This window comes from Pseudodesulfovibrio thermohalotolerans (assembly GCF_021353295.2).
GTDB lineage: Bacteria > Desulfobacterota > Desulfovibrionia > Desulfovibrionales > Desulfovibrionaceae > Pseudodesulfovibrio > Pseudodesulfovibrio thermohalotolerans.
In genome coordinates this window covers 3,491,226-3,511,442 of record NZ_CP120635.1, presented here as the reverse complement: position 1 = coordinate 3,511,442, position 20,217 = coordinate 3,491,226, and the positions used below count along the sequence as shown (strand labels likewise).

The 20,217-nt window shown below is 61.1% G+C and carries 22 protein-coding genes; 18 read left to right on the top strand and 4 right to left on the bottom strand.

Features of this window, described 5'->3' with window-relative positions; genetic code table 11:
* Positions 1–190 precede the first annotated feature (190 nt).
* Both LF599_RS16440 and LF599_RS16435 read left to right on the top strand, forming a co-directional pair.
* Positions 191–748: a DUF4125 family protein gene (locus tag LF599_RS16440; protein WP_279521554.1), complete on the top strand. Its 558-nt coding sequence runs from the start codon at positions 191–193 to the stop codon at positions 746–748.
* 20 nt (positions 749–768) lie between these two features.
* A complete protein-coding gene (locus tag LF599_RS16435; protein WP_269940276.1) occupies positions 769–1,503 on the top strand; it encodes a sulfite exporter TauE/SafE family protein in 735 nt (244 codons plus the stop codon).
* Positions 1,504–1,557: 54 nt separating this feature from the next.
* On the opposite strand, the gene LF599_RS16430 is transcribed toward LF599_RS16435, so the two are convergent.
* Positions 1,558–3,051, bottom strand: coding sequence for a sigma-54 interaction domain-containing protein (locus LF599_RS16430; protein ID WP_279521552.1), 1,494 nt, complete (start codon positions 3,049–3,051; stop codon positions 1,558–1,560).
* A gap of 302 nt (positions 3,052–3,353) precedes the next feature.
* Here LF599_RS16430 and LF599_RS16425 point away from each other — a divergent pair, with 302 nt between their 5' ends.
* From LF599_RS16425 to LF599_RS18345, 5 genes are all read left to right on the top strand, one after another.
* Complete coding sequence (locus tag LF599_RS16425) at positions 3,354–5,804, top strand: glycyl radical protein (protein WP_279521551.1); 2,451 nt, start codon at positions 3,354–3,356, stop codon at positions 5,802–5,804.
* A gap of 129 nt (positions 5,805–5,933) precedes the next feature.
* Positions 5,934–6,827: a glycyl-radical enzyme activating protein gene (locus LF599_RS16420; RefSeq protein WP_269940271.1), complete on the top strand. Its 894-nt coding sequence runs from the start codon at positions 5,934–5,936 to the stop codon at positions 6,825–6,827.
* A gap of 11 nt (positions 6,828–6,838) precedes the next feature.
* Positions 6,839–7,372 (top strand): C-GCAxxG-C-C family protein, encoded by a 534-nt coding sequence (locus LF599_RS16415; RefSeq protein WP_269940270.1) that lies wholly within the window; start codon positions 6,839–6,841, stop codon positions 7,370–7,372.
* Between the two features lie 29 nt (positions 7,373–7,401).
* On the top strand, positions 7,402–7,689 hold the full coding sequence (locus LF599_RS16410; RefSeq protein WP_279521550.1) for an ErpA-related iron-sulfur cluster insertion protein: 288 nt from the start codon (positions 7,402–7,404) through the stop codon (positions 7,687–7,689).
* Positions 7,690–7,952: 263 nt separating this feature from the next.
* Positions 7,953–8,117 carry a hypothetical protein gene (locus tag LF599_RS18345; RefSeq protein WP_279521549.1) on the top strand — a complete coding sequence of 55 codons (165 nt, stop codon included), beginning with the start codon at positions 7,953–7,955 and terminating at the stop codon, positions 8,115–8,117.
* A gap of 87 nt (positions 8,118–8,204) precedes the next feature.
* Here the strand turns inward: LF599_RS18345 and LF599_RS16400 are convergent, their stop codons facing one another.
* Entirely contained in the window at positions 8,205–8,690 is a 486-nt protein-coding gene (locus LF599_RS16400) for a CinA family protein (RefSeq protein ID WP_279521548.1), read from the bottom strand.
* Positions 8,691–8,777: 87 nt separating this feature from the next.
* On the opposite strand from LF599_RS16400, the gene LF599_RS16395 reads away from it, so the two are divergent.
* A complete protein-coding gene (locus LF599_RS16395; RefSeq protein WP_279521547.1) occupies positions 8,778–9,200 on the top strand; it encodes a hypothetical protein in 423 nt (140 codons plus the stop codon).
* 69 nt (positions 9,201–9,269) lie between these two features.
* Positions 9,270–9,623, top strand: coding sequence for a DVU0772 family protein (locus LF599_RS16390; RefSeq protein ID WP_269940266.1), 354 nt, complete (start codon positions 9,270–9,272; stop codon positions 9,621–9,623).
* Positions 9,624–9,707: 84 nt separating this feature from the next.
* Here LF599_RS16390 and LF599_RS16385 read toward each other — a convergent pair whose 3' ends face one another.
* Positions 9,708–10,184 (bottom strand): DUF3124 domain-containing protein, encoded by a 477-nt coding sequence (locus tag LF599_RS16385; RefSeq protein WP_269940265.1) that lies wholly within the window; start codon positions 10,182–10,184, stop codon positions 9,708–9,710.
* Positions 10,185–10,249: 65 nt separating this feature from the next.
* Complete coding sequence (locus LF599_RS16380; RefSeq protein ID WP_279521546.1) at positions 10,250–10,984, bottom strand: sulfite exporter TauE/SafE family protein; 735 nt, start codon at positions 10,982–10,984, stop codon at positions 10,250–10,252.
* A gap of 111 nt (positions 10,985–11,095) precedes the next feature.
* Between LF599_RS16380 and argJ the strand changes: the two genes are divergently transcribed.
* The 9 genes from argJ (at position 11,096) to LF599_RS16335 (ending at position 20,216) form a co-directional block, all read left to right on the top strand.
* The gene (gene argJ, locus LF599_RS16375) at positions 11,096–12,277 is read left to right on the top strand and encodes a bifunctional glutamate N-acetyltransferase/amino-acid acetyltransferase ArgJ (protein WP_279521545.1); all 1,182 of its coding nucleotides are present in this window, start codon (positions 11,096–11,098) and stop codon (positions 12,275–12,277) included.
* A gap of 85 nt (positions 12,278–12,362) precedes the next feature.
* The gene (locus tag LF599_RS16370; protein ID WP_279521544.1) at positions 12,363–12,974 is read left to right on the top strand and encodes an HD domain-containing protein; all 612 of its coding nucleotides are present in this window, start codon (positions 12,363–12,365) and stop codon (positions 12,972–12,974) included.
* A gap of 182 nt (positions 12,975–13,156) precedes the next feature.
* Positions 13,157–13,960 carry an MlaE family ABC transporter permease gene (locus tag LF599_RS16365; RefSeq protein ID WP_269940263.1) on the top strand — a complete coding sequence of 268 codons (804 nt, stop codon included), beginning with the start codon at positions 13,157–13,159 and terminating at the stop codon, positions 13,958–13,960.
* Between the two features lie 9 nt (positions 13,961–13,969).
* A complete protein-coding gene (locus tag LF599_RS16360; RefSeq protein WP_279521543.1) occupies positions 13,970–14,830 on the top strand; it encodes an ABC transporter ATP-binding protein in 861 nt (286 codons plus the stop codon).
* Entirely contained in the window at positions 14,818–15,264 is a 447-nt protein-coding gene (gene mlaD, locus LF599_RS16355; protein WP_279521542.1) for an outer membrane lipid asymmetry maintenance protein MlaD, read from the top strand. Before LF599_RS16360 ends, mlaD begins: the two co-directional genes overlap by 13 nt.
* A gap of 35 nt (positions 15,265–15,299) precedes the next feature.
* Positions 15,300–15,932 (top strand): Tgt2/MlaC family protein, encoded by a 633-nt coding sequence (locus LF599_RS16350; protein ID WP_279521541.1) that lies wholly within the window; start codon positions 15,300–15,302, stop codon positions 15,930–15,932.
* The gene (locus LF599_RS16345; RefSeq protein ID WP_279523115.1) at positions 15,932–16,765 is read left to right on the top strand and encodes an MlaA family lipoprotein; all 834 of its coding nucleotides are present in this window, start codon (positions 15,932–15,934) and stop codon (positions 16,763–16,765) included. The genes LF599_RS16350 and LF599_RS16345 overlap by 1 nt, the downstream gene beginning before the upstream one ends.
* Positions 16,766–16,788: 23 nt before the next feature.
* Entirely contained in the window at positions 16,789–17,646 is an 858-nt protein-coding gene (locus tag LF599_RS16340; protein WP_279521540.1) for an ABC transporter substrate-binding protein, read from the top strand.
* Positions 17,643–20,216 (top strand): EAL domain-containing protein, encoded by a 2,574-nt coding sequence (locus LF599_RS16335; RefSeq protein WP_279521539.1) that lies wholly within the window; start codon positions 17,643–17,645, stop codon positions 20,214–20,216. The genes LF599_RS16340 and LF599_RS16335 overlap by 4 nt, the downstream gene beginning before the upstream one ends.
* Position 20,217: the final 1 nt, after the last annotated feature.

Below are 20,217 nucleotides of genomic sequence, written 5' to 3'. Positions count from 1 at the left end.
TGTGCCAAATATGATTTGTGTTAGAAACCAAGATGTTATTGCATAAATGCAAGTGTTTATCATTAGTGCGGGCGAGCTGGAAAATCGGCATCGCCTTTGCACTGTCCTGCTCGTTATTTTTTTCATTTGCGGAAACGGCATGGGTTTTGCCTGATTGCGGCCCTTTTTCCTAACGATTACAATGGGAGGAATGATGAACGAGCAATACCGTGAGACACTTATCAACGGCATCATTGAACGCGAACTGGAAATGTTTCTCGCGGTCAAAAACCGGGGCGGCACATCGCAGTGCCAGGAGCGCCCGGAATCCTTTCGCCTCATGCGGGAAATTTCCCATGGGGTTCTGTCCGACGCCTTTCTCGAATCCTATCTGGCTGACCTGAAGGCCGCCGCCGAGCAGGGGCGCAACTTCATGACCGAGAAATACGCGCTCATGGAGCGGTTGATTCCGCCCCTCAGCGATTCCCCGGTCATCAGGGATATCGTTATCGCGGAAGGCGAGTGGCGCAAGGAAGTGGCCGCCCAATTCCCGAGATGCATTCATCCCGACGGCCACGCCGGTTTCTGCCTCTACCTCGGGTCCGAGCTTCAGACCTATTCCCCGGCCACCCTGGAAGCCTATCGCGAGTGCGTCGAAGCCGCTCGGCGGGAGCACCGCAATCTGGTGCGGGACCGCTACGAGCTGCTGATGCGCAAGCTGGGTCACGAGTCTCTGGCTGCATGCGAGGCCAACCTCGCGCGCCACTGATTCCACGCAGGTTTCTCCATATGTTCGATCCCAACCATCTGCTTGTATTCGGGCTGTGGCTCGTCGGCGGCTTCGTCTCCGGCGTAAGCGGCATCGGCGGGGCCATGGTCGCGGTTCCGGCGGCGGCCATGTTCATCCCCATGCACGAGCTGATTCCGCTCAGTTGCATCCTCAACGTGGTCATGGACGGCTGCATCGCCGGAGCGCATTTCCGGCATTGCCGCGTGTCCGCGCTCTGGCCCATGCTCGTCGGGTCCCTGCCCGGGGCCTTTGTCGGCCTCTTCATCCTCAAATTCGTTCCCGGGACCATCCTGCAGGGGGCCGTGGGCGCGCTGCTGCTCTATTATGTGTATTGGCAGCGAACCTTCCGCGTCACCGAGGTCCGCCGGGAATCGTGGTCGCGGGGCAGTGCGGCCGGATTCGGCGCGGGGCTGCTCGGCACGGCCATATCCTTCGACGGCCCGCCCGTTGGCGCGTACGGGCTTTACGTGGGCTGGTCCCCCAGGGTCTTTCTCGGCACCCTTGGCGTGTTCTTCCTGATCCGGGGCACCATGACCTGCGTTTTGCAGGCCGGAGCGGGGCTCTACACCCCGGACGTCCTCGAATACGCGATGTACGGGATTCCGGCGACCATGCTGGGCACCCTGTGCGCCTTTCCCATCACCAAGCACGTCAATCAGGACACGTTCCGACGGGTGCTTCTGGTCATCATCACGCTTGCAGGCATCGTCTGCCTGGTGCGGTCCCTGCTCTGATCCGGCTCGACCGGCGCGCGATGCCGTCTGCCGGTCGAGTGGCCGGGCCGCGTCCTAGAAGCGGTCCTCGATGCCGAGCTGCTTGATCTTGTAGCGCAATCCGGCCGCGGTGATCTCCAGAATCCGGGCGGCCTTGGCCACATTGCCGCCCGTGACCCGCAACACGTTGCACAGGCATTCAGCCTCGTACCGCTGCATACACTGCTTGAGCGGGATGACGCTGTTCCGTTTGACCGTCCGGTAATCGAAATAGTTCCGTCCCGGCACCACGTCCTCGCCAGGGCTCGGCGTCTCCGCCATGGGGTTCGTGGATTCGGAGGCGCATGTGGCCTCGCACGCTTCGCGGAAGTGGCGCGGCAGGGATTGGCAGTCGACGACGTCCCGGTCGCCGAGCAGGGCGAGGCCGCCTTCGATGACGTGTTGCAGCTCGCGGATGTTCCCCGGCCAGTCGTAATCCTGAAACATTCGGAGGACTTCTGGGGTCACGTCGATGAGCGAGCCTTCACTCGCCTGCTTGGAGCGTTCGATGAACGTGCGAACCAGCAGGGGGATATCCGTCTTTCTGTCGCGCAGGGGCGGCACGGCGAGGCCCACCACGGCGAGCCGGTAATACAGGTCGCTGCGGAGGATGCCGTTCCCGACCGCGACCAGGGGCGTTTCGTTCAGGATGCTGATGACCCGCACATCCACCGGGATCTCCTTGCTGGAGCCGAGGCGGCGCACCCGTTTTTCCTGGAGCACGCGCAACAGCTTGGCCTGGAGCCCCAGCGGCATGGAGTTCAACTCGTCCAGAAGCAGCGTGCCGCCGTTGGCCTCTTCGAACAGGCCGGGTTTTTCCGGGGCGTCGGTGTACGCGCCCTTGGAGGTGCCGAAGAGGATCGCCTCCAGCAGGTTTTCCGGAATGGCGGCGCAGTTTTCGGCCACGAACGGCTGGTCGTGGCGGTCGCTTCCGGAGTGGATGGCCTGGGCGAACAGCTCCTTGCCGGTGCCGCTTTCGCCCCAGATCATGACGTGGGATGACGCCTTGGCCGCTGTACGGGCTTCGGTCAGCACGTCCGCCAGGCCGTCGTCCTGACCGATGATGCTGTCGAACGTGTAATAGGAGTAGGGGCGTTTGACGGTTTTTTTCGGCCGCCGCTTGGGATCGCTCAGCGAAGCCGAGCCGGTCCAGATGGTGAAGGCGATGACGCCGTCTTTTTTTCCGCGATCGTAGAGGGGGAAGAAATCAGAGACCGTGCTGGCGAGGTAATTGTTGGTGGTCTTGTAGAAGTAGCATTTTTTCAGGATGGGCCTGCTGTTCCGCAGACATTCGATGGTCGGGATGCAGTCCAGCTCGTGGGGCACATATAGTTTGGTGATGTGCTGCCCCTCCACCGGGATGCTGATAAAACCGTCGGCGCGCCGTTGGATGGGGTTCATATATTCACAAATGCCGTTGGCGTTCACCACGGCCACGCCGACGCCCAGGTCGTCCCAGATGGCGGTCATGGCCGGGGTTAGGACGCTTTCCCGGCTGACGTCGGCGAACTTTTCTTTGGAAAAATACAAAGGTTTCCTCCCCCCGCAAAAAGGACTGCGGCTTGTCAAGATCGCCTATAAACACATTGGCGGCACCTTAGAAAGAGAAAAATTTTTTTTCAAATAGAAAAATTTTTTTCTATAAATTAATTTTTTCACTCCGATTCTCGCGCTATAAAGAAAATAAAAATCTCAGTAATTCAGTATCTTGCTTGTTGTTGTCGGCGGCAAGCGTGTTCTGGCACACCCCGTGCTAGTGCGAAAAAGAACAAGCGAACGAACTTCACACATTAATCCGATTCAGAACATCATCAAGAGAATAGGAGATGGAAATGACGACTCTTTCCGTTGTGAATACGACCGACAATCAGGCCGAGGCCAAGGGCTACGGCATCAATTGGGACACCGCCGAAAAGCGGGCGAAGGAACTCAAGGACTACCTGATGGCTGCGCCGCAGATCATGGACCCCGAACGTCTGAAGTTCCTTCTTGAAGTATATGAAAAGCATCAGGGCGAGCCGGTTGTCTACATCCGCGCCAAGCTGCTGGAGCGCGTCCTGACCGGCAAGAAGATATTCCTGGACGGCAACCCCCTGGTCGGCACCCTGACCGGCGTTCGTGCGGGCGTCTACGCCTACCCCGAGTGGAACGTCTCCTGGATCAAGGAAGAAATGCAGATGGCCAAGATGGCCTCCCTGGGCGAAATGAAGATTCCCGCCGAGACCCAGGATTTGCTCGAAAAGACCTACAAGCTCTGGAGAGGCCGCACCTGCATCGACCAGAACAACCAGATGTACAAGGAAAAGTACGGCGTTAACCCGAAGCAGTACGCCAAGGCGGGCATGTACTACGAGAACGTTTCCGTTGCTTCCGGTTCCGGCATCGCCGATTACGGCCTGGTCCTGAACAAGGGGCTGCGCTACCTCATCGACGACGTGAAGAAGCGCCTCGAAGAGTGCCCGACCACCCTGGCCGACAGGGACCGGATCGACCTGTACCGCTCCATGCTCATCACCTTCGACGCGGTCATCGCCCATTCCCATCGCTACGCCGACCTGGCCGAGCAGACCGCTGCCGAGGAAGCCGATCCCAAGACCAAGGCCGAGCTGCTTGAGATCGCCGAAATCTGCCGCCGCGTGCCCGAGCATCCGGCCCGCAACTTCCGCGAAGCCATTCAGTCCTTCTGGTTCCTCCACCTCTGCGTTGCCACCGAGCAGATGGCTTGCGCCGTCTCCCCGGGCCGCTACGGCCAGTACATGTATCCCTTCTTCAAGAAGGACATCGACGAAGGCAACCTGACCCGCGAGCAGGTCCTGACCCTGCTCAAGTTCCAGTGGATTCGCCATCTCGAACTCGGCGAGTACCAGGGCAACTCCTACGCCCTGACCCTGTCCGGCCACACCGGCCAGTCCATCACCATCGGCGGCGTGGACGCAAACGGCGAAGACGCCTGCACCGAGCTGGAGGAGCTGCTTCTCGAAACCCAGATCCAGATGCGGAGCATTCAGCCCACGCTGACCCTGCTGTACCATCCCAAGATCAAGGATTCCTACATGCAGAAGGTCGTGGAGTGCATCCGCGGCGGTTCCGGCCAGCCTCAGATCCTGAATAACAACGTGGTCGTCCAGCGTACCCTGGCCCGCTTCGCCCAGTACCCCGACGGCATCACCCTGGAAGACGCCCGCAACTGCGGCAACTACGGCTGCGTGTCCACCGGCGTGTGCGGCAAGGGCAGCTTCATCACCCAGGAAGACCAGCCCTGCCTCGCCAAGGTCGTCGAACTCGTGCTGAACAACGGCAAGTGCCCGGTCACCAAGAAGAAGGTCGGCGTGGAAACCGGCGATCCGACCACCTTCGAGACCTTCGAGGATCTCTACGACGCCGCCAAGAAGCAGTTGGACAACCTGTTCCACATCTCCCGCGCCCACTCCGATCTCAGCCAGATGGCCCGCCTCCAGGTCGTGCCGAGCGTCTTCCGCTCCGCCATGTACGACGGCTGCATCGAAAAGGGCATGTGCGAAGAGGCCGGCGGAACCCGCTACCCGCAGGTCAACCCCATCATGACCGCTGGTATCGACGCCGCCAACTCCCTGCTGGCCATCAAGCACCTGGTCTTCGACACCAAGACGATTACCATGGAGCAGCTCCTCGAAGCCATCAAGGCCAACTTCGAAGGGTTCGAGGACATCCGCAAGATGTGCTTCGACGCACCCAAGCACGGCAACGATTACCCCGAGGTTGAGAAGTTCGTACAGCGGTTCTACCGCGACGTGGACACCATCCACAGCTCGCAGGGCCCGGACTGCTTTGGCCAGCGCACCCCGCTGGACGCGTACTCCCTGTCCTACCACAACTACTTCGGCTCCATGATGGGCGCGCTGCCCAACGGCCGCAAGGCGGGCGTCGCCCTGACCGACGGCTCCGTCTCCGCAATGCCCGGCACCGACCATGAAGGCATCACGGCTCTCATCAAGTCCGGCGCGGAGGCCATCGACACCGTCCGTTACGGCGCGAACCACTTCAACGTGAAGGTCAACCCGCAGGTCATCGAGGGCCCGGCCGGGGCGCGTACCCTGATCTCCCTCATCAAGACCTACTGCGACTTCGGCGGTTCCCACATCCAGTTCAACTGCGTCAGCTCCGAGACCCTGAAGGACGCCAAGGCCCATCCGCAGGAATACCCCGATCTGGTCGTCCGCGTGGCAGGCTTCAGCGCCTACTTCACCCGTCTGGACTGCGGTGTGCAGAACGAGATCATCAAGCGCACTGAATACCAAAACTAGCTCCTAAATAGGGTAGGCAAACAGCGGGGCGAGGGTCCCAACCCCTCGCCCCGCGTCTCCCTCTCCCACAAAGGACATTCCTGCCCTCTGTGAGAATCACGAAACGGAAAACACCTGCGGAGAGAAAAAATGAGCCAGGGAATGATTTACAATATACAGCGCATGTCCATTCACGACGGGCCCGGCCTGCGCACCACGGTTTTCCTCAAGGGCTGTCCCCTGAGCTGCCTGTGGTGCAGCAACCCGGAGTCGCAGAAAGCGTCGCCGCAGTTGCTCCTTTTCGCGGACCTGTGCGTTGGCTGCGGCGCGTGCGCCGAGGCATGCCCCAACGGGGCCGTGGTGGAAAAGGACGGCAAGTTCGGCCGGGACCTGGAAAAGTGCACCAACTGCGGGGAATGCGTGGATTCCTGTCCGAGCAAGGCCCGCGAGCTGTCCGGCAGGACCATGACCGTGGAAGAGGTCATGGAGGTCGTGCGCAAGGATTCTCTGTTCTACGAAAACTCCGGCGGCGGCGTGACCTTTGGCGGCGGAGAGCCCACCTCGGGCGGACAATTCTTCCTCGACATGGTCCAGGCGGCCAAGGACGAGGGCTATCACGTGACCGTGGACACCTGCGGCTACTGTCCCGAGGAGCGGTTCGACAAGGCCATAGAGCTGGCGGACCTGTTCCTGTTCGACTGCAAGCACATGGACCCGGAACAGCACAAGAAGCTGACCGGCGTGGACAATGGAATCATCCTGCGCAACATGCGCGCCGCGCTCACCTCCGGAAAGGAAGTGCATATCCGGATGCCGCTCATGCCGAACCTCAACGACTCCGACGAGAATATCGCGGCCATGGCTGAATTCTTCAAGGAATTCGGCCGTGAAGAAATCGAGATCATGCCGTGCCACGCCTTTGGCCGCAACAAGTATGCGGCGCTCGGCTGGGAATACCGCATGTCCGGCGAATACGCGCCGGAACAGTTGGATGTGGTCCGGCAGCGTTTTGTCGATCACGGCCTCAAGTCGGTGATCGTCTAAGGAGCGGGACAATGATGCCTCTTTTCCCCGATGAAGAACGGCTTGTCGCCGAATCAGGGCTGGCGGCCCGGCGGTTTTACGGAGACGGCCCCATGTGCTGTTCCGAGGCCGTGCTCGCCGTCATCAACCGGGAATTCAACGGCGGCCTGTCCCAGGACCTGGTGATGGCCCTCGCCAAGGGATTCTGCGGCGGCATCGGCGATGCGGGCTGCATCTGCGGGGCGCTGTCCGGCGCGGTAATGGCCCAAAGCCTGATTCTGGGCAAGGCTCCCCGGAGCGCCTCCGACGATCAGGTGCGGAAGGCCTCCAAGGAGCTGCATGATCGTTTTCTCGCCCGCTACGGCAGCGTTTGTTGCCGCGAGCTGAGCAAGGATCGCGATCCGAATTCGGATTCCAAGGGAGTGTGCCTCGATTACGTGGAGGCCGCGGCGGGGATGTGTGTCCGCCTCCTGCTGGAGTCCTCAGAGCGGCGGGACGGTGAGGCGATTCACGGCCGTCGCGCGGAAGGAACAAGCGGAAACGGGCTCAAGCCCGCAATGATGTAATCGAATCAAGAACTCGTGAGGATAAGAATATGTTTGAATTGACCGTTCCCGAAGAGATGCTGGAAAAGCTGCGCGATATGCTGGATGACGAAGAGAGCTGCGTCCGTCTGCGTGAATACAAGACCGGCGGCGGCTGTCATTCGAAGATCGTGCTCGGTCTGGGCATAGACGAACTCGACGAGGATGAGGACGAGCGCATTCAAGTGGAAGATGTGCCCTTCATCGCCGAAAAGGATTTCCTCCTCAAACACGGCAGGAAATATACGCTGAGCTTCAGCGACAAGAAGGAAGTCGTGCTGACCCCCGAGGCCGAATAACGCTTCGGCGCATGGCCCTCCCGTGGCGGCAAGCCCGTCAATTGGCGGGGGCCGAGGCGGCGGAAGAACGACAGTAACCCGGTCATGGGGCGGAGAGACGCCGATGCGGCCAGGACAACAAGAATGAGGACAAGAATATGTTTGAATTGACTGTTCCCGAAGAGATGCTGGACAAGCTCCGGGACATGCTGGAGGACGAGGACGAAGAAAGCTGCATTCGTCTTCGCGAGTACCAAGTCGGCGGAGGTTGACACGCCAAGATCGTGCTCGGTCTGGGCATTGATGAACCTGATGAGGATGAAGACGCTCGTATCGAAGTGGACGACGTTCCCTTCATCGCCGAAGAGGACTTTCTCACCAAATACGGCAAAAAATATTCGCTGAGTTTCGGCGACAACAAGGAAGTCGTGCTGACCCCCGCGGCATGATGCTTCCCGAAACCATCCTACCTCCTCTCAATGAGCCTCCGGCAATCGACGGCCGGGGGCTCATTACTTTTCGGAGGCCTGCGCGGGCTACTTGGTCACGCCCAGCAGTCCGTTGATGGCGGTCATGACGGTTTGGCTCTTGATCTGATCGCGAGTGCCTTGAAAGTTGTATTTGCGGGCGCGCGAGCCGCCGGGCCAGGCCCAGGCGATCCAGACGGTGCCGACGGGTTTCTCCGGGGTGCCGCCGCCCGGTCCGGCAATGCCGGAGATGGCCACGGATACGTCCGCACCGATGGTTTTGAGCACGTTTTGGGCCATGGCCAAGACCACGGGCTCGGAGACCGCGCCGTGCTCTTCGAGGGTGGCGTCGGGAACGTCGAGGAGCCTGTTCTTGACTTTGTTTGAATAGGCGACCACTGACCCGGCGAACCACTCCGAGCTGCCGGGGGTGTCCGTCAGGGTGCTGGCGAGCAGGCCGCCGGTGCAGGATTCCGCGGTGGCCAGGAAATGGTCTTGGGCGCGCAGGCATTCGCCCACTTCGGAAACGGCCCTTGAAGTGAGATAGGTGTCCATGTCGATCCTCCGTGCCCTGCTTTTACAAAAAGCCGTAATGGGTTGCAATGACGGTGAGGTCGTTTGTATGGTCGGGCCGGAGGAATCATGACCGTCACGCCCTCGTCCCTGTTCGCGCTTGCGGTGTCGAGACATCGGCAGCCGTGGAACTGGTGCCTGCATGTTGCGGCCCTGGTTCTGTTCTGCCTGGCGTTGTTGGCGCACGGCTATCTTCTGCTGGCCGTGTCGCTCATTCTGCTCGGCGCGGGATTCTTCGAGCTAAAGCTTCCCGATCTGCCGGACAATCGGTGGTTCCGGCTGGCGCGGCGCGGCGTGGAGTGGGAGAAAAACTGGTCGGCCGCTCCGTGGAATCGGGTGAAGTGGACCCGTCTGCTGTTTTTTTTCGCCCTGGCCGGACTGACCGTGTGGGCCTTGTGGGTCCGGGAGCTGGCGACCTTGATGCTGCTGATCGGGTTCGCCGTCCTGGTGCGCGTCATGCGGGAAAACCGGAAGAGCGGCATCGATCCGTGAAACGAGGGTGGACAGAAAATCAAATGAGACTTATTATCACATGACAGAATGAACACCATTGGAGGAAATATGAGCGACGACACCAACACCTGCAAGCAGTGGTTGAATGAAGTGAACTGGGACATGATCCATGAGGATGCCGTCACCCTGTACCTGGAATGGGGCAACAACAATTACCGCGACGCCATGCGTTCGCCGGTGACCACCTCCGGCGAGTATTCCGTGTATTTCGCCATCGACACCTGGGCCGAACCCAAGGTCGTGCTCATGCGCATGGACAATTACGGCTCCACCATCCTGTGTTCCAAGAAGGTTCCCGACGACCTGGCCAAGCAGTTGCTCGACGATATCAAGGGCATCAAGGGCATCCTTGAATTGACCCCGCCCATCAAGGAGTGGCTGATGAAGGAACTGGAAGCCTGATCGCCCGCCCGTTGAATGTTGAAAGGGTCGTTCCCCCGTGGGAACGGCCCTTTTTTGTTTCGGGTGAATTTCCCGCCCGTGCGGTTATTCCTCTTCGACCACGACGCCGTCGCAGGTGAAGGAGATGCCCTGCCCCGAGGCCGTGCCGATCATGACGGCTTGGATGATGGGGACGGCCGCCTTGGCGTCGGATTCCCATTTGACGGTGAAGTTCGCGCCAGACCCGCCCGAGGAGTCCCGTTCCGAAACGTAGACTTCCTTGGTGGACATGGGCGCGATGGAAACGGGCTTGGCAAAGTGGTCCTTCACTATGTTGCCTTTGCTGTCGTAATATTTGACCGAAGTGACGGTGATGGTCTGGTTGCGGTCCACGTTGCGGATGGAGAGCAGGGCGGACAGGCTGTATGGTTTGCCCTTGGGGCCCTGGTAGATGTGGGAGTAGATGGGCACGTACACGGTCTGTCCGTTCGAAACGAAGAGCTTGCGTCCGGCGAAAGCGGGCAGGCTGAAGACGGTCACGGCCAGAAGGACCGTGATCAGGCGAAGGGACTTTGTGCGCATGGCTTGGGCTCCTTGGATATCCGATTTGACCCAGAATATGCCGGTTTCGGACCGGATGGCAAGGGCTATGCGAAGGCCCGGACGATCAGCCCGAGGCCGAGCAGGCCGATGAGGGCGAAGACGATCTGCCGGAAGGCGGGTTCGGGCAGCCTGCGCCGGATTTTGCTTCCGGTGTAGATGCCGAGGAATACGGGAACCAGTCCAACCGCCGACACGATCAGGGTCTCCGTGGAAACCAGGCCGAGCCGGTTGAGGCCGACGAGCATGATGACCGAGGACAGGGTGAAGGAGGTGTTGATGGCCTGGACGAGCTGATCCTTCGTGATGTCGAGGGACATGAGGTAGGGCAGGATGGGCATGATCTGCGAGCCGGTCAGTCCGTTGACCGCGCCGGTGACCACGCCCACCGCGGTGTCGACGAGCGGGTTCTGGCGCAGTTGCAGGACTCCGCCCCACAATCCCCAGCCGCCATAGAGAAACATGGACGCGCCGAGGACCAGCCTGGGCACGGAGGAGGAACTGCCGCCCAGAATCCACAGGCCGAGGGCCAGGCCGGGCAGGGTGGCCAGGAGCATGAACTTGAACCGGCGCAGGATGGGGAGGAAGCCGCCCGCGTCGATCATGACCAGCGTGTTGGAAAGCACGGAAGGGATGATGACCAGGGGGATGGCCTGCCGCATGTCGAGATAGGCGGCCATGATGCCCAGGCAGCTGGTGGCGAAACCGAGCCCGGCGGTTCCTTTGAGGAAAGCTGCGAAGAAGAACGTGGCGAACACGAGGGCGAGGGTGAGCGAGTCCATGGGGTCCGGCATACTCCTTGCGTCGAGGCGAGGCAACCACTTCCCCCTTTTCAGAGGGCCGACTCTGCGTTATGGCTGGGTGCAATTCTAGCTCAGCATCCGGAGAACCCGATGAAAATACCCGTAGGATATAGCTTCGCCGCCGCGTCGGCGTCCTTCAAGAAACCCGGCAAACTCGACCTCGCCGCAATCGTCAGCCGGACCCCGGCCGTGGCCGCCGGGGTGTTCACCACCAATAAATTCAAGGCCGCGCCCGTGCTGCAATGCAAGGAGATGCTGGCCGACGGCCGGAGAATGTCCGGTTTTTTGGTCAATTCGGGCCAGGCCAACGCCTGCACGGGCGAGGAAGGACGCGCCAACTGCCGCGAGACCCTGAACCTGGCGGCCCGCGCGCTGGGCGTTCCTCCCGACGAGCTGCTGCCCGCTTCCACCGGCGTCATCGGCGCGCAGTTCGACATGCGGAAGTGGGCCGACGTCATGCCCGCGCTCTCGGAAAGCTTCGGCAAGGCCGCGCCCGAGAACGCGGCCCGCGCTATCATGACCACGGACACGGTGCACAAGCTGGCCGAAAGCTCCTTCGAACTCAAGGGCGGCGAGGTGCGACTGCTCGGCCTGTGCAAGGGCGCCGGGATGATCTCCCCGAACATGGCCACCATGCTCTGCTTCGTGACCTGCGACGCGGATATCTCGGCCGAGGCGTGGCAGGTCATGCTGTCCGACTGCGTGAACCTGACCATCAACCGGGTGACCGTGGACGGCGACATGTCCACCAACGACTGCGTCATGGCCCTGGCCAACGGCGAATCCGGGGTGGCCATCGAGTCCGAGGACGACTACGTCCTGCTGCGCAAGCATCTGCTTTCCGTGCTGGAGGAGCTGGCCTACAAGATCGTCATGGACGCCGAGGGCGGCACCAAGGTGGCCTTCATAGAGGTCTCGGGGGCGCGGGACGACGCGGACGCCGAAAAGGTGGCGCGGGCCGTGGGCAACTCGCCTCTGGTCAAGACCGCGCTCTTCGGCTCGGACCCCAACTGGGGACGGATCATCTGCGCGGCGGGTTACTCGGGCGCGAATTTCAAGGCCGAGGACCTGGTTCTCAAAATCGGCGGGGTGCTGGTCTTCCGCAACGGCACGCCCGAGCCGGGCAATATGGACGACCTGCTGAATCCGATCATGAAGAAACGGGACATCGTCATTCACATCAGCGTGGGCGAAGGCCCGGGCTCCTCCATGCTGCTGGCTTCCGACCTGAGCAAGGAATACGTGTCCATCAACGCGGACTACCGCAGCTAACGAAAACGCGCCGAATACCCGCTCCCCGCGCCGCAGGCGGTCAGAATGATTCAGGAAAGGAGAGGGTTTGGGCCGGGGACGGCATATGTCTAAAATGAAAGAGCGAGGCAGGCTGACCAGGTTGGTGGATTTTTTTAACGAGTGCGGGATGCTGCGCAAGACGCCGAGGACCGGGTACCAGTTTCTGGGCTCGGGCTCGGAGAACGTGGCCGAACATTCGTTCCGCACGGCGGTCATCGGCCATGTGCTGGCGTTGATGGCCGACGCGGACGTGGCCCGGACCACATACATGTGCCTGTTCCACGACCTGCACGAGGCGCGCACCGGCGACTTCAATTATGTGGCTCACATCTACAACAAGTCCGAGCGCACCCGGGTGCTCGAACACGCCACCGAGGGAACCGGGCTGACCGAGGATGTCCTCGGCTACTGGAAAGAGTTGGAGGAGACCGAGACTCTGGAGGCGAAGCTCGCCCAGGACGCGGACCAGCTCGATTTCATCCTGAATCTCAAGGAGGAGCTGGACCAGGGCAACAAATATGCCGGGGAATGGCTCAAGAGCGCGGTGAATCGGGTCCGCACGCAGTGGGGCCGGGAGTTGGCCGAAACCATCATGAAAACCGATCACAAGGAGTGGTGGTACCTTGGCCCCGACCGGGACTGGTGGGAGCGCAAAAACGGCAAGTCCGGGGAGTGATTCAGACCGGGCGGAAAATCTGTCCCGGCACAATGATTAGTTTTCTAACGGTCTTGCCGTTTAGAGTTATATTAGGTAAAGACCCCAAATTGGATGATGGGTTATCGGCCGCTTTCGGGCGGCGGATATGTTTGAAAGGGGAGTCGGCCCGTGCCAATTCCCCAAGGCGTGGAGTCATTCGCATGACGGAGAAGGCGCGCGGAAAGGTGTTGCACCTCTTTCCCTGGAGGATATTTCGCGATACGGCGGACGAGATCGGGAGCCTGACTCTCTTTCTCTTCGATTCGTTGCGGCTTGTCTTTGCGGGCCTGGGGCAGTTTCCCAAAATCATCCGCCAAGTGTATTTCATCGGCGTGCAGTCCGTGTCCGTCATCGCCCTGATCGGGCTGTTCACCGGCATGGTCATGGGAATGCAGCTGTACTACGCGCTGTCCGTGTTCGGCGCGGACGGCTTCCTGGGCACGGGCGTGGCCCTGTCCATGGTCCGTGAACTGGCCCCCGTGCTGACCGCCATCATGCTCACCGGCCGGGCCGGGTCGGCGATGACTGCCGAGATCGGGGTCATGCGCATCTCCGAGCAGATCGACGCCCTCTCCATCATGGACGTCAACCCCATGCGCTATCTGGTGGCTCCGAAGATGGCCGCCTGCCTGGTGAGTTTCCCCATTCTGACCGCGTTTTTCAATCTCATCGCCCTGTGGGGCGGCTGGCTGACTGGCGTTAAGTTGCTGGGGGCCAACGCCGGCGTGTACTGGTCGAGGGTCCAGGGATCGCTTGACTGGGACGACATCGAGGGCGGGTTCCTCAAGTCCGTCGTTTTCGGGGTGTTGGTTTGCACTATCTGCTGTTTCGAGGGCTACTACACCCACCAGCGGTCCGGGCACGCCGGACCCGAGGGCGTGAGCCAGTCGACCACCAACGCCGTGGTCAAATCCTGCGTCGTCATCCTGGCGGCGGACTATATCCTGACTTCGCTGTTGTGGTAGGGGGGGGGGATGAGCACGGCGCCGAGCATAAAACTGGAAAACGTGACCGTGGGATACGGCAAAACGCCCGTTGTCTCCGACTTGAACATAGAATTTCCCGGGGGGAAACTGTCCATGCTCGTGGGCGGCTCCGGATGCGGCAAGTCCACCGTGCTCAGGCACATTCTGGGTCTGTATCCGCCCATGGGCGGCAACATCCTGATAGGCGATCTCGACCTGGGGCGGATGACCGGAAAGCAGGCCCGTTGCATGCGCCAGCGCACCGGCGTGCTCTTTCAGGACGGCGCGCTTCTCGGCTCGCTCACGCTCAAGGACAACGTGGCCCTGCCCCTGCGCGAGCATACCAGGCTCAAGGAGCCGGAGATCATGCGCATCGTTCAGGACCGGCTCGACATGGTCGGACTGGGACACGCCCTGAACCTCTTCCCCAACGAGCTTTCCGGCGGAATGCGCAAGCGGGCCGGGCTGGCCCGCGCGCTGGTCATGGACCCGCAGATGCTTTTCTGCGACGAGCCCACCTCCGGGCTGGACCCGGTGCTCTCGGCCGAGCTGGATCAGCTCCTGCTGGAGATGATGTGCCGCTTCGACATGACCATGGTTGTGGTCACGCACGATCTGGCGAGTATGCGCGGCCTGGCCGACTTTGTGGTCATTCTGGGCGAACGGCGCTGCCTGTTTCAGGGGACCATCGAGGAGTTGGAGCGGACCGAAGACCCGTACCTGCGCCGATTCCTCGACCGGGCCGCCGAGGAGCGCGACGCCCCGAGGCTGACCATGCCGCCCATAGATCCGGCCATGATGAAGATCGATTGCTCCAGCGTCCTGGGCGGAAAAAACACCATTCGGAAGGATGACCGATGTTCAAAATAAAGAAAGAAACCGCTGTGGGGATATTTGTCATCATGGGACTGCTGGCCGTTGTCTACATGAGCGTCAAGCTGGGCAACGTGCAGCTGTTTTCGGACAAATATTATGTCATCAAGGCTAATTTCACAGACATTTCGGGGCTGAAGGTCAACGCTCCGGTGCAGATGTACGGCGTGGACATCGGGTTCGTCAGCAAGATCGGCCTGAGCCAGGAAAAGGCTGTGGCCGAGGTTTCCATGATGGTGTTGAAGGAAGTGGAACTCATGGACGACGCCATCGCCGCGATCAAGACGAACGGACTGATCGGCGACAAATATGTGAAGATTGTGCCCGGGGGGCTTGGCGACCCCGTCAAGCCGGGCGATACGTTGTTCGACACGCAGCCCGCGATCGATCTGGAGGACCTGATAAGCAAGTTCGCTTTCGGGTCGGTCTAGGGCGGATAAACGTGCACCAGAGATAGGTACCGCATATGTTTTTGAAGAGAACTATACTGGCTTTTGTCCTGATTTGTCTGGCGGGCGTCGTCGCTTCGGCAGCCGTGGCCGGGCAATCCCCCTCCGAGCGCGTGCACGAAGGGGTCGACCGGATCATCGAGATGCTGTCCGATCCGGTGATGCAGGACCCCGCGCGGCATGACGAGGCCCTCGGACGGCTGCTCCACGTGGCCGAGGAGTATATCGACTTCGAACTGCTCACCAAGTTCGCGGTTGGACGGCCCTGGCTTCAGATGTCCGACGATCTGCGCACACGGTTGCAGGATGCCTTCATGAAGCTTCTCGAATATTCCTACCTGAAGACGATTCCGGTCTACGGCGGCCAGGATGTGCAGTACACACGCGAGGACATTTCCGGCAGCAACGCCAAGGTGCAAATGGTCGTCACGGACAAGGATAAGAAAATAATCGTTGAATTTCGCTTGAAAATAGTTCAAGGAACATGGATGATTTATGATGTCGTCGCCGAAGGCGTGAGCCTGGTGATGAATTATCGAAGTCAGTTTGCAGAGGTACTGAACAAGGGGACAGGTGAAGATTTGCTGGAGGCGATTCAGGATCGAATACGGCAAATCAATCAAGGCAAAGAAGGACAACCGGCATCGTGATGAGGGCTGAAGAAACGGGTTTTCGCCTTATGGCCGTACTGCTGGCCGCCGTGCTCCTGTTGGGGGTCGCGGGGGTTTGCATTGCTGCCGCACCGCAGGGGGAGTCTCTCAGTGTGGCCCAGTTCGGGGGTGAACCCGCCGCCGCGGACGAAAGCGCTGACAGCCTCGACGAATTCGACGAATTCGATGCCGCCTATGCGGATCAGCCTCTGGTGAGCGATCCGCTTGAGGGATGGAACCGGTTCTGGTTCGATGTCAACGACAGTCTCTACCGGGGTATGTTCCGGCCCCTGGCCCAAGGGTATGCCTGGGTGCTCCCGCCCCGGCCCCGTACCTGGGTTTCCAACTTTTTCACGAACCTGCTCTTCCCGGTTCGTTTCATCAACGACATCCTGACCGGCAAGTTCGACGCCGCCTACATGGAGACTTCCAAGTTCGTGGCCAACACCTCCTTCGGAGTGTTCGGCCTGGGCGACGTCACTGCGGGGAGACCAAAGAACTGGGAGCCCGAGCGGCCCACGGCTGACGGTTTCGACCAGACCCTGGGCAAGGCCGGTTTCGGCACGGGTTTCTATTTTGTCTGGCCCTTTGTTGGGCCTAGCTCCGTGCGCGGCTCGGTGGGCTGGCTGGCCGATGCCTACTGCGATCCGCTGACCTACGGTCGGTTCTCTGTCATTGAGTTCATGGGCATTCGGGTGTTCAAGAATCTGAACGAGCTTTCCCTGCAGCTTGAGGGCAACGAGTACGAGACTCTGACCACCGGCGCGGTGGACAAGTATGCCGCAGTCCGCGACGCCTACATCCGCTTCCGGGCCAAGAAGGTCTCCGAGTAGCCCCTTCCTCCGGTTTTCGGCCCATGCAGATTGCAATCATTTCGGATACCCACATGCGGACCCCGCCCTTCGGCAGATACGTTTTCAACTTGCGGGCCTCCTATTTCGACGAGACCAGGGCACTGGTGGACCGCTTCCTGGCCGTGGGCCGCACCCGCATAGGGGTGTTCTATCAGTCCGACGCCTACGGTCGCACGGGCTGGGACGGCGTGCGGCGGGCCTTGGCCGGACAGGGGCTGCATATCGAAGCCGAGGCCGCCTATGACCGGGGAGCCGCTTTTGCCCAGGATTTCTCCCGGGAGGTCAGCCACTTCATGGACACGGACGTGGACGCCGTCATTGTCGTCGGGACCTATGCCTCGCAGGCGGCTTTTATCCGCGATGCCCGCGACCTGGGGTGCACTCTGCCCATCGCCGGTCTTTCCTTTGCGGACAGCGACAAGATGCTCGACCTGCTTAAGGAGGAGGGCGGGCGCAAGGGGCGGGACTACACCCTCGACCTGATTCAGTCCCAGGTGGTCCCCAGCTACGAGGATACCGGCCTGCCCGGCGTGCGTTTTTACCGCGAGGTCATGGCCGGGTACGAGGGCGGCAATCCCCCTTCGGACGAGGCGTACTCCCCGCGCCGGTTCAGCTTTGTCAGCTTCGAGGGGTTTCTCAACGGCGTTTTGCTGGGCGAGCTGGTCCGGCGCATGGGGGACGAGCCGTCGCGGGAGCGTATCCCGGCAGTGATGGAGTCCATTCAGAATTTCGATTTGGGCATCGGGGTCAACGCGCATTTCGGCCATGGCCGCCACCAGGGGCTTGACGCCATTTATCTGACCACCGTGCGGGACGGACATTTCCGGGCCGTCGAGAGCTGGGAGAGGTGGCGGAAATGAAGGCCCCCAAGCTATTCGTCAAGCCTCTCCTGCTGATGGTCGTGGTCTTCGGCATCATCGCCGTGGTCACTTCCCTGACCTTTTCGAGCCAGCTCCGCCGCGAGCTGACTCGCGAGTACGAGTCCAAGGCCCTGGCCCTGGCCAGGTCCGTGGCCGAATCGGACATAGCCACCATCCTCAGCCAGGACGCCGGGTCCCTGCAGGGGCGCATAGACCAATACCTCTCCATCAACGCCGTGTCCTACGTCCTGGTGGCCGACGAGAAGGGCAAAGTCCTGGCTCATACCTTTGTTCCGGTCATCCCGCCTAAAATCCTTCGCCTCGTGGCGGAGACGCCGAAGCTCGAAACCCGCGAGGGCCACATCATGCGCGACGTGATCCTGGACGGGAAGCGGTACCTGCACGTGTCGAGCCCCATCCTCTCCGGCCTGGCCGGGGACGTGCACATAGGCATGGACTACACGGCCATAGACAAGAACATACATGAGGCCGTGCTTGAGCAGCAGGTGGTCATGCTCATTCTGTTCGGGGCCAGCCTCCTTCTCGTCTTTCTCTTCGTGGTCAATATTTCCAAGCCGCTCAAACAGCTCACCGAGTACGCCGGACGTGTGGCGGTCAAGGATTTCGGCAACGTGCCCGCCATCGATTCCAACGACGAGGTCGGCCAACTCGCCAGGGCCATGGAAGCCATGACAGGCCAGATATCAGAGCTGGTCGGCAACCTGGAGGACCGGGTCAGGCAGAAGACCCACGAGCTTCAGGAAGCCCGGGACGCCCTCAAGCAGAAGGTGGAGGAGCGCACCGGCGAGTTGATGCGCACCAACACGCAGCTCAAGATCGAGATCGCCGAGCGCAAGGTCATCGGCGACGCCCTGCGCAAGGCTGAGAAGAAGTACCGGGCCATCTTCGAGAACGCGGTGGAGGGCATCTACCAGTCGTCCCTGTCCGGCCGGTTCCAGGACACCAACCCGGCCCTGGCGCGCATTCTCGGGTACAAGTCGCCCGAGGACCTGATGAGCTCCGTCTACGACATCGGCACCCAGATTTACGTGGACCCGGACCGGCGCAAGGAGTTCCTGCGCCTCACCGAGGAGCGGGGCGAGATCAAGAATTTCGTGTCCAAGGTGCGCAAGCGGGACGGCCGGATCATCTGGGTCGCGGAGAACGCGCGCAAGGTCGTGGACGAAAAGGGCGTCGTCGTCTGCTTCGAGGGGTCCATCGAGGACATCACCATGCGCAAGAAGGCCGAGGATCAACTCAAGCGCCAGGCATTTCACGATCCGCTCACCGGGCTGCCCAACCGCGCTCTGTTCCTGGACCATCTGCGCATGGCCATGGAACGCTCCCGGCGGCGCAAGCATATGTTCGCGGTCCTCTATATGGACCTGGACCGTTTCAAGGTGGTCAACGATTCCCTCGGCCACGACGCGGGCGACGAGTTGTTGCGCGGGGTGGCCAGGGTGCTTGAGCAGTGCGGCCGTTCGGTGGACACCATCGCCCGGTTCGGCGGCGACGAGTTCGCCATTCTCCAGGAAGAGATTTCCGCGCCAAAGGACGCCATCGCCATTGCCCGGCGCATCCTCGAAGGCGTGCGCCAGCCGTTCAACATCGGCGGCAACGAGGTTTTCACTTCGGCCTCCCTGGGCATTGTTCTCAAGACCGACGGCTACGACCGGCCCGAGGCCCTGCTGCGCGATGCCGACACGGCCATGTACCGGGCCAAGGAACTCGGCAAGTCGCGCTTCAAGGTTTTCAACCGCAAGATGCACGACCAGGCTCTTCAGCTCATGGAGCTTGAGACGGACCTTCGGCGCGCAGTGGATCTGCGGGAGTTCGAGGTGGTCTATCAGCCGATCGTCGAGGTGCCGACCCGGCGCGTATGCGGGGTCGAGGCCCTGGTCCGCTGGCGTCATCCGGAGCACGGCATCATCGCCCCCAGCGACTTCATCGGGCTGGCCGAGGACACCGGGCTGATCTACGCCATCGACAACATGGTGCTGGAAGAGGCCTGCGCTCAGGTGCGCCGCTGGCAGACCATGGCCGGAGACGGCCCGGGCGCGGACTTGAGCGTCAACATCAACGTCTCGGGCAAGCATTTCGGCCAGTCCATGCTGGCTGGCCAGATATCCCGCGCCCTGGAGGATTCCGGCCTGCCCGCCGGGTCCCTGAACATCGAGATCACAGAGTCCGCTCTCATGGACAATCCTTCGGTGGCCGAGGAGATTCTGCAACAGCTCAAGGATCTCGGCATCCATATCTGCATCGATGATTTCGGAACGGGCTATTCCTCGCTTTCCTACCTCCAACGCTTCCCCATCGACGTGGTCAAGGTGGACAGGAGCTTCATCATCGCCGTGGACGAGGACCAGGACAGTCAGGCCATCGTGCGCACGGTTTTTTCCCTGGGCGAGTCCATGGGGCTCAAGATCGTGGCCGAGGGCGTGGAGACGGCGGGCCAACTCGGTTTCCTGGAGCGCGAGGGGTGCCGCTTCGTGCAGGGATATTTCTTCTACAAGCCGATGTCCGTGTCCCAGGTGGACAGCCTCCTTGAGGGACAGCGGCGCGGCTGAT

Bases quoted from the DNA above. Each gene is read 5' to 3' on its own strand.
- LF599_RS16440 (WP_279521554.1), top strand. From the start codon at position 191: ATGATGAACGAGCAATACCGTGAGACACTTATCAACGGCATCATTGAA.
- LF599_RS16435 (WP_269940276.1), top strand. From the start codon at position 769: ATGTTCGATCCCAACCATCTGCTTGTATTCGGGCTGTGGCTCGTCGGC.
- LF599_RS16425 (WP_279521551.1), top strand. From the start codon at position 3,354: ATGACGACTCTTTCCGTTGTGAATACGACCGACAATCAGGCCGAGGCC.
- LF599_RS16420 (WP_269940271.1), top strand. From the start codon at position 5,934: ATGAGCCAGGGAATGATTTACAATATACAGCGCATGTCCATTCACGAC.
- LF599_RS16415 (WP_269940270.1), top strand. From the start codon at position 6,839: ATGATGCCTCTTTTCCCCGATGAAGAACGGCTTGTCGCCGAATCAGGG.
- LF599_RS16410 (WP_279521550.1), top strand. From the start codon at position 7,402: ATGTTTGAATTGACCGTTCCCGAAGAGATGCTGGAAAAGCTGCGCGAT.
- LF599_RS16400 (WP_279521548.1), bottom strand. From the start codon at position 8,690: ATGGACACCTATCTCACTTCAAGGGCCGTTTCCGAAGTGGGCGAATGC.
- LF599_RS16395 (WP_279521547.1), top strand. From the start codon at position 8,778: ATGACCGTCACGCCCTCGTCCCTGTTCGCGCTTGCGGTGTCGAGACAT.
- LF599_RS16390 (WP_269940266.1), top strand. From the start codon at position 9,270: ATGAGCGACGACACCAACACCTGCAAGCAGTGGTTGAATGAAGTGAAC.
- LF599_RS16385 (WP_269940265.1), bottom strand. From the start codon at position 10,184: ATGCGCACAAAGTCCCTTCGCCTGATCACGGTCCTTCTGGCCGTGACC.
- LF599_RS16380 (WP_279521546.1), bottom strand. From the start codon at position 10,984: ATGGACTCGCTCACCCTCGCCCTCGTGTTCGCCACGTTCTTCTTCGCA.
- argJ (WP_279521545.1), top strand. From the start codon at position 11,096: ATGAAAATACCCGTAGGATATAGCTTCGCCGCCGCGTCGGCGTCCTTC.
- LF599_RS16370 (WP_279521544.1), top strand. From the start codon at position 12,363: ATGTCTAAAATGAAAGAGCGAGGCAGGCTGACCAGGTTGGTGGATTTT.
- LF599_RS16365 (WP_269940263.1), top strand. From the start codon at position 13,157: ATGACGGAGAAGGCGCGCGGAAAGGTGTTGCACCTCTTTCCCTGGAGG.
- LF599_RS16360 (WP_279521543.1), top strand. From the start codon at position 13,970: ATGAGCACGGCGCCGAGCATAAAACTGGAAAACGTGACCGTGGGATAC.
- mlaD (WP_279521542.1), top strand. From the start codon at position 14,818: ATGTTCAAAATAAAGAAAGAAACCGCTGTGGGGATATTTGTCATCATG.
- LF599_RS16350 (WP_279521541.1), top strand. From the start codon at position 15,300: ATGTTTTTGAAGAGAACTATACTGGCTTTTGTCCTGATTTGTCTGGCG.
- LF599_RS16345 (WP_279523115.1), top strand. From the start codon at position 15,932: ATGAGGGCTGAAGAAACGGGTTTTCGCCTTATGGCCGTACTGCTGGCC.
- LF599_RS16340 (WP_279521540.1), top strand. From the start codon at position 16,789: ATGCAGATTGCAATCATTTCGGATACCCACATGCGGACCCCGCCCTTC.
- LF599_RS16335 (WP_279521539.1), top strand. From the start codon at position 17,643: ATGAAGGCCCCCAAGCTATTCGTCAAGCCTCTCCTGCTGATGGTCGTG.